The sequence below is a fragment of the Bradyrhizobium sp. PRIMUS42 genome, from assembly GCF_023006515.1.
Taxonomy (GTDB): domain Bacteria; phylum Pseudomonadota; class Alphaproteobacteria; order Rhizobiales; family Xanthobacteraceae; genus Bradyrhizobium.
In genome coordinates this window covers 1-5,946 of sequence record NZ_JALBGZ010000398.1, presented here as the reverse complement: position 1 = coordinate 5,946, position 5,946 = coordinate 1, and the positions used below count along the sequence as shown (strand labels likewise).

Below are 5,946 nucleotides of genomic sequence, written 5' to 3'. Positions count from 1 at the left end.
CCGCCCTCTGCTTCGCGCTCGCCGGCCACGAGGGCGCGACATTGGCGTTGGCCCTCGGCGCGGGCTTTGCCGTGCTCGGCAGTGTGATGAGCTTTTTGCGACTGGCGGTGAAGTAAGCTCTCGAGCCAGGTGTCAAGCCGCCGTCACATCGACCGTCGCCGGCGTGGTTTCGTTGTCCAGCGCCGCCAAACGCTCATCGATGGCAGCAATGACCTTGCGCGAGAACGGCCCGAGATGGGCATAGGCGGCGATCATCTGCACGGCAATGCGCGCGGATGTCGTGTCGCGCTTGGCGCAGTTCATGAAGGTCTGCCACAACGGTCCACGCGCCTCGGGAAGGGTGGTCACCACCTTGTGCACCGTCTCCATCGCACCGAGCTTGGCGCGGATATCGCCTTCGGCGAGCTCGTGGCGCTGCCTGGACCGGTCGAGCAGCGTCATCAGACGGTCGACGCGTCCTGCATAGGCAGCCGGGCTGTAGACGTGCTCCAGCACCCGCTTGTAGTCCGTCAGGATGTCGCGCAGCGGGCGCACCGGATCGAAGTTGATCCCGGCCGTGCACTGATCCGCGCCGATGGTCGGCGCCACATCGTGGCCCGGATGCAGCCGGCCTTCGCGCTCCAGGCGGCGCGTCAGCTGCGTGTTCGGCAAGGCGTAGAGCAGTCCGACCATGCTGACGGGGATCGCCGCCTCTTCGATGAAGTCGATCATGGCGTCCGCCATCGAGACTTTCTCATTGTCGAAGCCGACGATGAAGCCCGCGGTGACGAGCATGCCGGCGGCGTAGATCTTGTGGATGCTCTCGGCGATGTTGCGCCGCGTGTTCTGCTTCTTGCGCATCGCGACCAGCGTCGCCGGATCCGGACTCTCGATGCCGACGAAGATGGCGAAGAAATTCGCCGCCCCCATCAACTCCAATAGCTCGGAATCATCGGCCAAATTGACCGAGGCTTCGGTCGATAATTCGAACGGATAGCCGTGGGTCCGCTGCCATTCGGCGAGCTTAGGCAGGAACTGCCGCAGCGACTTCTTGTTGCCGATGAAATTGTCGTCGACAAAGTCGAGATGACCGCGATAGCCCATCTTGTAGAGCGTCTCGAGCTCCACGAACATCTGCTCGACCGTCTTGGTCCGCGGCACGCGTCCGTACAACTCGATGATGTCGCAGAACTCGCAGGTGAACGGACAGCCGCGGGAATATTGCACACCGAGATAGAGGTAGTCCTCGAACTTGAGCAGGTCGAAGCGCGGCACCGGCGTCTTGGTGACGTCGGCCTGGAATTTCGGCGCGGTGAAGACGCCGGACCGTGCGCCGCCCTCCCAGGCCGCGATGAATTCGTCGATGACGCTCTCGGCCTCGCCGAGCACCCGGAAGTCGGCCCGCTCATAGATGTGGGGGCTGGAGGTGGGATCGGGACCGCCGACGACCACCGGCTTGCCGGCCGCGCGGCAGAGTTCGATCAGACGCAGCGTATCGGCCTGCTGCGGCATCATTCCGCCGGTGAAGACGACGTCGGCCCAGGCGAGATCTTCGTCACCGAAGGAGGCCGTGTTGCAGTCGATCAGCCGGACCGTCCAGCTCTCTGGTAGCATGGCGGCAACGGTGATCAGGCCCAAAGGGGCGGCCGGGCGCTTCACGCCCAACACTTTGCAGGATTCGCCGAAGGTCCAGAAGGACTCTGCCGAGAACAGCGGATAGAGCATCAGCACGTTGTAGGGGGTCGGCACCTTCATGGAACTCCTTTTGGCGTTGGCCTAGTGTACCAAAGCGCTGACATCTTGCACCCCGGCAAAAGGGACAAACTGTCGCCTGTCGGAACCGTCGCGCCAAGCCACATTGTCGGCGTTCAGGGCGGGGGCGTCGCCCGCCAGCCGCAATTTCCGGTGGCTCACGACACCGCCCGATCCAAAATCCTCCCGCGGCAGCGACAATCCTTGCCGGCAACCCTCGGACTGTTGATTTGAACGGTTCCAGTTTGCCGGACACAGTGCGCCCCTGAGTTCAATCGGTGGATTGGGCCAATCAGGGGACTGCGATGGCAAACCTAACAATCAACGGAAAAACCTTCACCCTCGACGTCGAGCCGGATACGCCGCTGCTCTGGGCGATCCGCGAGAATGCCGGCCTGACCGGCACTAAATACGGTTGCGGCATTGCACAATGCGGCGCCTGCACCGTTCACATCGAAGGCGTCGCCACCCGCTCCTGCGGCGTTTCGGTCAGCGAGGCCGAGGGCAAGAAGATCACCACGATCGAGGGGCTCGCCTCGGGCGATTCGCTGCACAAGGTGCAGGAAGCCTGGATCGCCCAGGACGTGCCGCAATGCGGCTATTGCCAGAGCGGCATGATCATGGCGGTGGCAGCGCTGCTGAGCGAGAAGCCGAAGCCGACCGACGCCGATATCGACGAGGCCATCACCAATATCTGCCGCTGCGGCACCTTCCAGCAGGTGCGCGAAGCGATCCACACGATCGCAAGCGCGTAAGGATCCCCAACATGAACAAGCATGTTTCGCCGCGGCTCAACCGCCGCGCCTTCGTCATCGGCACGGCCGCAGTCGGCGCCGGCCTCGCGATCGGCCTCGACATTCCCTTCGGCGGCCCCGCCGTGGTCCGCGCCGCCGATGGATCGCCCGAGATCGGCGCCTGGGTCGTGGTCAGGCCCGATGACACCGTCGTGATTCGCATCGCTCGCTCCGAAATGGGCCAGGGCTCGCTGACAGGCCTCGCCCAGCTCGTCGCCGAGGAGCTCGAATGTGATTGGAATAAGGTCACGACCGAATATCCGACACCGGGCCAGAGCGTCGCGCGCAAGCGCGCCTGGGGCGATTTCTCGACCGGCGGCAGCCGCGGCATCCGCTCCTCGCAAGACTATGTCCGCAAGGGCGGCGCCGCCGCGCGCGTGATGCTGATCCAGGCCGCCGCCGACGCATGGAAAGTGCCGGCCTCGGAATGCGCAGCCGAGAACAGCGTCATCACCCATACGCCATCCGGCAAGACCACGACCTACGGCAAGGTCGCCGAGGCTGCGGCGAAGCTGACGCCGCCATCGGACGTCAAGCTGAAGGATCCGAAGGATTGGAAGCTGATCGGCAAGGGCGTGAAGCGGCTCGACACGGTCGACAAGACCACCGGCGCCATGGTCTACGGCGCCGACGTCAAGCTGCCGGGCATGCTGAATGCCGCGATCAAGGACTGCCCGGTGTTCGGCGGCAAGTTGAAGAGTTTTGACGAAGCCAAGATCGCCGGCATGAAAGGCGTCAAGAAGGTCGTCAAGGTCGGCGATACCGCGGTCGCGGTCGTTGCCGACACCTGGTGGCACGCCAAGACCGCGCTGGAGGCGCTGCCGATCGTCTGGGACGAAGGCGACAACGCCAAAGTTTCCAGCGCGTCGATTGCGAAGTGGCTGGCCGAGGGCCTCGACGACAAGCAGCCGGCCTATGTCGGCAACAAGAATGGCGATGCCAAGGCGGCGATTGCCGGCGCGGCCAAGAAGATCGAGGCCGTCTACAGCTATCCCTATCAGAACCACGCCACGATGGAGCCGATGAACGCCACCGCGCTCTACACCGCGGACAAATGCGAGGTCTGGTGCGGCACGCAGAATGGCGAGGCGGCGTTTGCTGCGGTGCTCGAGGCTTCCGGCCTGCCGGCCGAGAAGTGCGACGTGCACAAGGTGATGCTGGGGGGCGGTTTCGGCCGGCGCGGTCAGACCGACTATGTCCGTCAGGCGGTCCTGATCGCCAAAGAGATGCCGGGCACGCCGATCAAGCTGTTGTGGTCGCGCGAAGAGGACATGGCGCACGGCAGGTATCACCCCATCACCCAGTGCAAGTTGACCGGCGCGTTCGACGCCAACAACAATCTGGTCGCGTTGCACTACCGACTGTCCGGGCAATCGATCCTGTTCTCGCTTCGCCCCGAGGCGCTGCAGAACGGTATGGACCCGGCCGCATTCCAGGGTGTCGCCCAATCCGGCGAGGCCGCATTCGGCTATTCGGTGCCGAACCTGTTGGTCGAGCATGCGATGCGCAACCCGCACGTTCCGCCCGGCTTCTGGCGCGGCGTCAACGTCAATCACAACGCGATCTACATGGAATGCTTCATGGACGAGCTGGCCCAGGCCGCAGGCCAGGACCCGCTCGAATTCCGCCGCAAGCTGATGGGCAATCATCCCAAGCATCTGGCGGTGCTGAATGCGGTCGCGGAGAAGATCGGCTGGACCACGCCGGCACCGCAGGGCATCTACCGCGGCATTGCCCAGGTCATGGGCTATGGCAGCTATGTCGCCGGCGCCGCCGAAATCTCGGTAACCGACGGCAGCAAGATCAAGGTGCATCGCATCGTCGCCTCCACCGATCCCGGCTACGTCGTCAATCCGGCGCAGGTGGAACGGCAGATCGCGGGCTCCTTCGTCTATGGCCTCTCCGCGCTGTTCTATGGCGGCTGCACCGTCAAGGACGGCAAGATCGAGCAAACCAACTTCGACACCTACAACTCGATGCGCATCAACGAGATGCCGAAGGTGGAATCGGTGATGGTGCCGAGCGGCGGGTTCTGGGGCGGTGTCGGCGAGCCGACCATCGGCGTCGCCGCGCCGGCCGTGCTCAATGCGTACTTCGCCGCGACCGGCAAGCGCATCCGCTCGGTGCCGCTGCGCGACCAGAACATCACCTTTGCCTAAGTGAGCGCTGCGGCTTCCCCAACGGCAGCCGCAGCATTTTTCCGGACAAGACTCATGAATGTGCCGGTGACACGGCGGAATGCCGTCCTCGGCATCACTGCTGTGGCCACATCGCTCGCCGCCCCCTCGATCCTGCACGCGCAATCGCCGGGCCGCATCGTCGTGGTCGGCGGCGGCTTTGGCGGTGCCGCCTGCGCGAGGGCACTCAAACGCGCCGATGCGAGATTGCAGGTCACGTTGATCGAGCCGAACAAGACCTTCATCTCCTGCCCGCTCAGCAACGCGGTGATCGCGGGCCTGCGCAAGATGGAGGCGCAACAGTTCGGCTATGACAAGCTCACCGCCGAAGGCATCGGCGTCGTGGCACAGGCTGCAACGGCCATCGACACGCAAAAGCGTAGCGTGACGACGGCCGATGGCACGGCGTTTGGCTATGACCGCCTCGTGCTCTCGCCCGGCATCGACTTCCATCTCGAATCCCTGCCCGGCTACGACGCCGCAGCGGCGGAAAAGATGCCGCACGCCTGGAAGGCCGGCGCGCAGACGCTTTTGCTGCGCAGGCAATTGGAAGCGATGGCCGACGGCGGCACGGTCGCCATTGCAATCCCGGCCAATCCCTCGCGCTGCCCGCCTGCGCCTTATGAGCGCGCCAGCCTGATCGCGCATTACCTGAAGACGAACAAGCCACGCTCGAAAGTTCTGATCCTCGATGCCAAGGATAGTTTCTCCCAGCAGCGGCTGTTCGAGACGGCCTGGAAGGAGCTCTATGGCGAGATGATCGAGCGCGTCGCGCTGTCGCAAGGCGGCCGCGTGACTTCGGTTGATCCCGCGACCATGACGATCGTGACCGAGTTCGGCAACTACACGCCCGACGTCGCCAATGTCATCCCGCCGCAGCGTGCGGGACGCATCGCCGAGATCGCGGGCGCTACCGATGCGACCGGCTGGTGCCCGATCGATCCCGTGTCCTTCGAGTCGAAGCTCGTCAAGAATATTCACGTCATCGGCGATGCCTGCCTTGGCGGCGGCATTCCCAAATCGGCATCCGCTGCAAGCGCGCAAGGCAAGGCCTGCGCCAGCGCAATCGTCGCTCTACTCGCCGGTAGCGCACCGGAGCCGCCGCGGCTTATGGGTGTGTGCTACAACACCGTCGCCCCCGGTTACGGTTTTTCACTCGCCGGCACCTACCAGCCGAAAGGCGACATCTTCGCCGAGGTCGAGGGCGGCGCGACCAGCCCGGTCGACGCGCCGCGCGAGCTGCG

Annotated in this window: 4 protein-coding genes; 3 read left to right on the top strand and 1 reads right to left on the bottom strand. The window is 64.5% G+C overall.

Annotated features, from left to right (window positions below):
• Positions 1 to 132: 132 nt before the first annotated feature.
• The gene (locus MOV75_RS24645; RefSeq protein ID WP_246930101.1) at positions 133 to 1,734 is read right to left on the bottom strand and encodes a B12-binding domain-containing radical SAM protein; all 1,602 of its coding nucleotides are present in this window, start codon (positions 1,732 to 1,734) and stop codon (positions 133 to 135) included.
• A gap of 302 nt (positions 1,735 to 2,036) precedes the next feature.
• Here MOV75_RS24645 and MOV75_RS24640 point away from each other — a divergent pair, with 302 nt between their 5' ends.
• From MOV75_RS24640 to MOV75_RS24630, 3 genes are all read left to right on the top strand, one after another.
• Positions 2,037 to 2,486, top strand: coding sequence for a (2Fe-2S)-binding protein (locus tag MOV75_RS24640; RefSeq protein ID WP_246930100.1), 450 nt, complete (start codon positions 2,037 to 2,039; stop codon positions 2,484 to 2,486).
• 11 nt (positions 2,487 to 2,497) lie between these two features.
• Positions 2,498 to 4,684, top strand: a complete 2,187-nt coding sequence (locus tag MOV75_RS24635; RefSeq protein ID WP_246930099.1) for a xanthine dehydrogenase family protein molybdopterin-binding subunit — start codon at positions 2,498 to 2,500, stop codon at positions 4,682 to 4,684.
• A 54-nt stretch (positions 4,685 to 4,738) separates the two neighbouring features.
• Positions 4,739 to 5,946 (top strand): FAD/NAD(P)-binding oxidoreductase (locus tag MOV75_RS24630; RefSeq protein ID WP_247006763.1); only part of this gene is annotated, 1,208 nt, incomplete at its 3' end.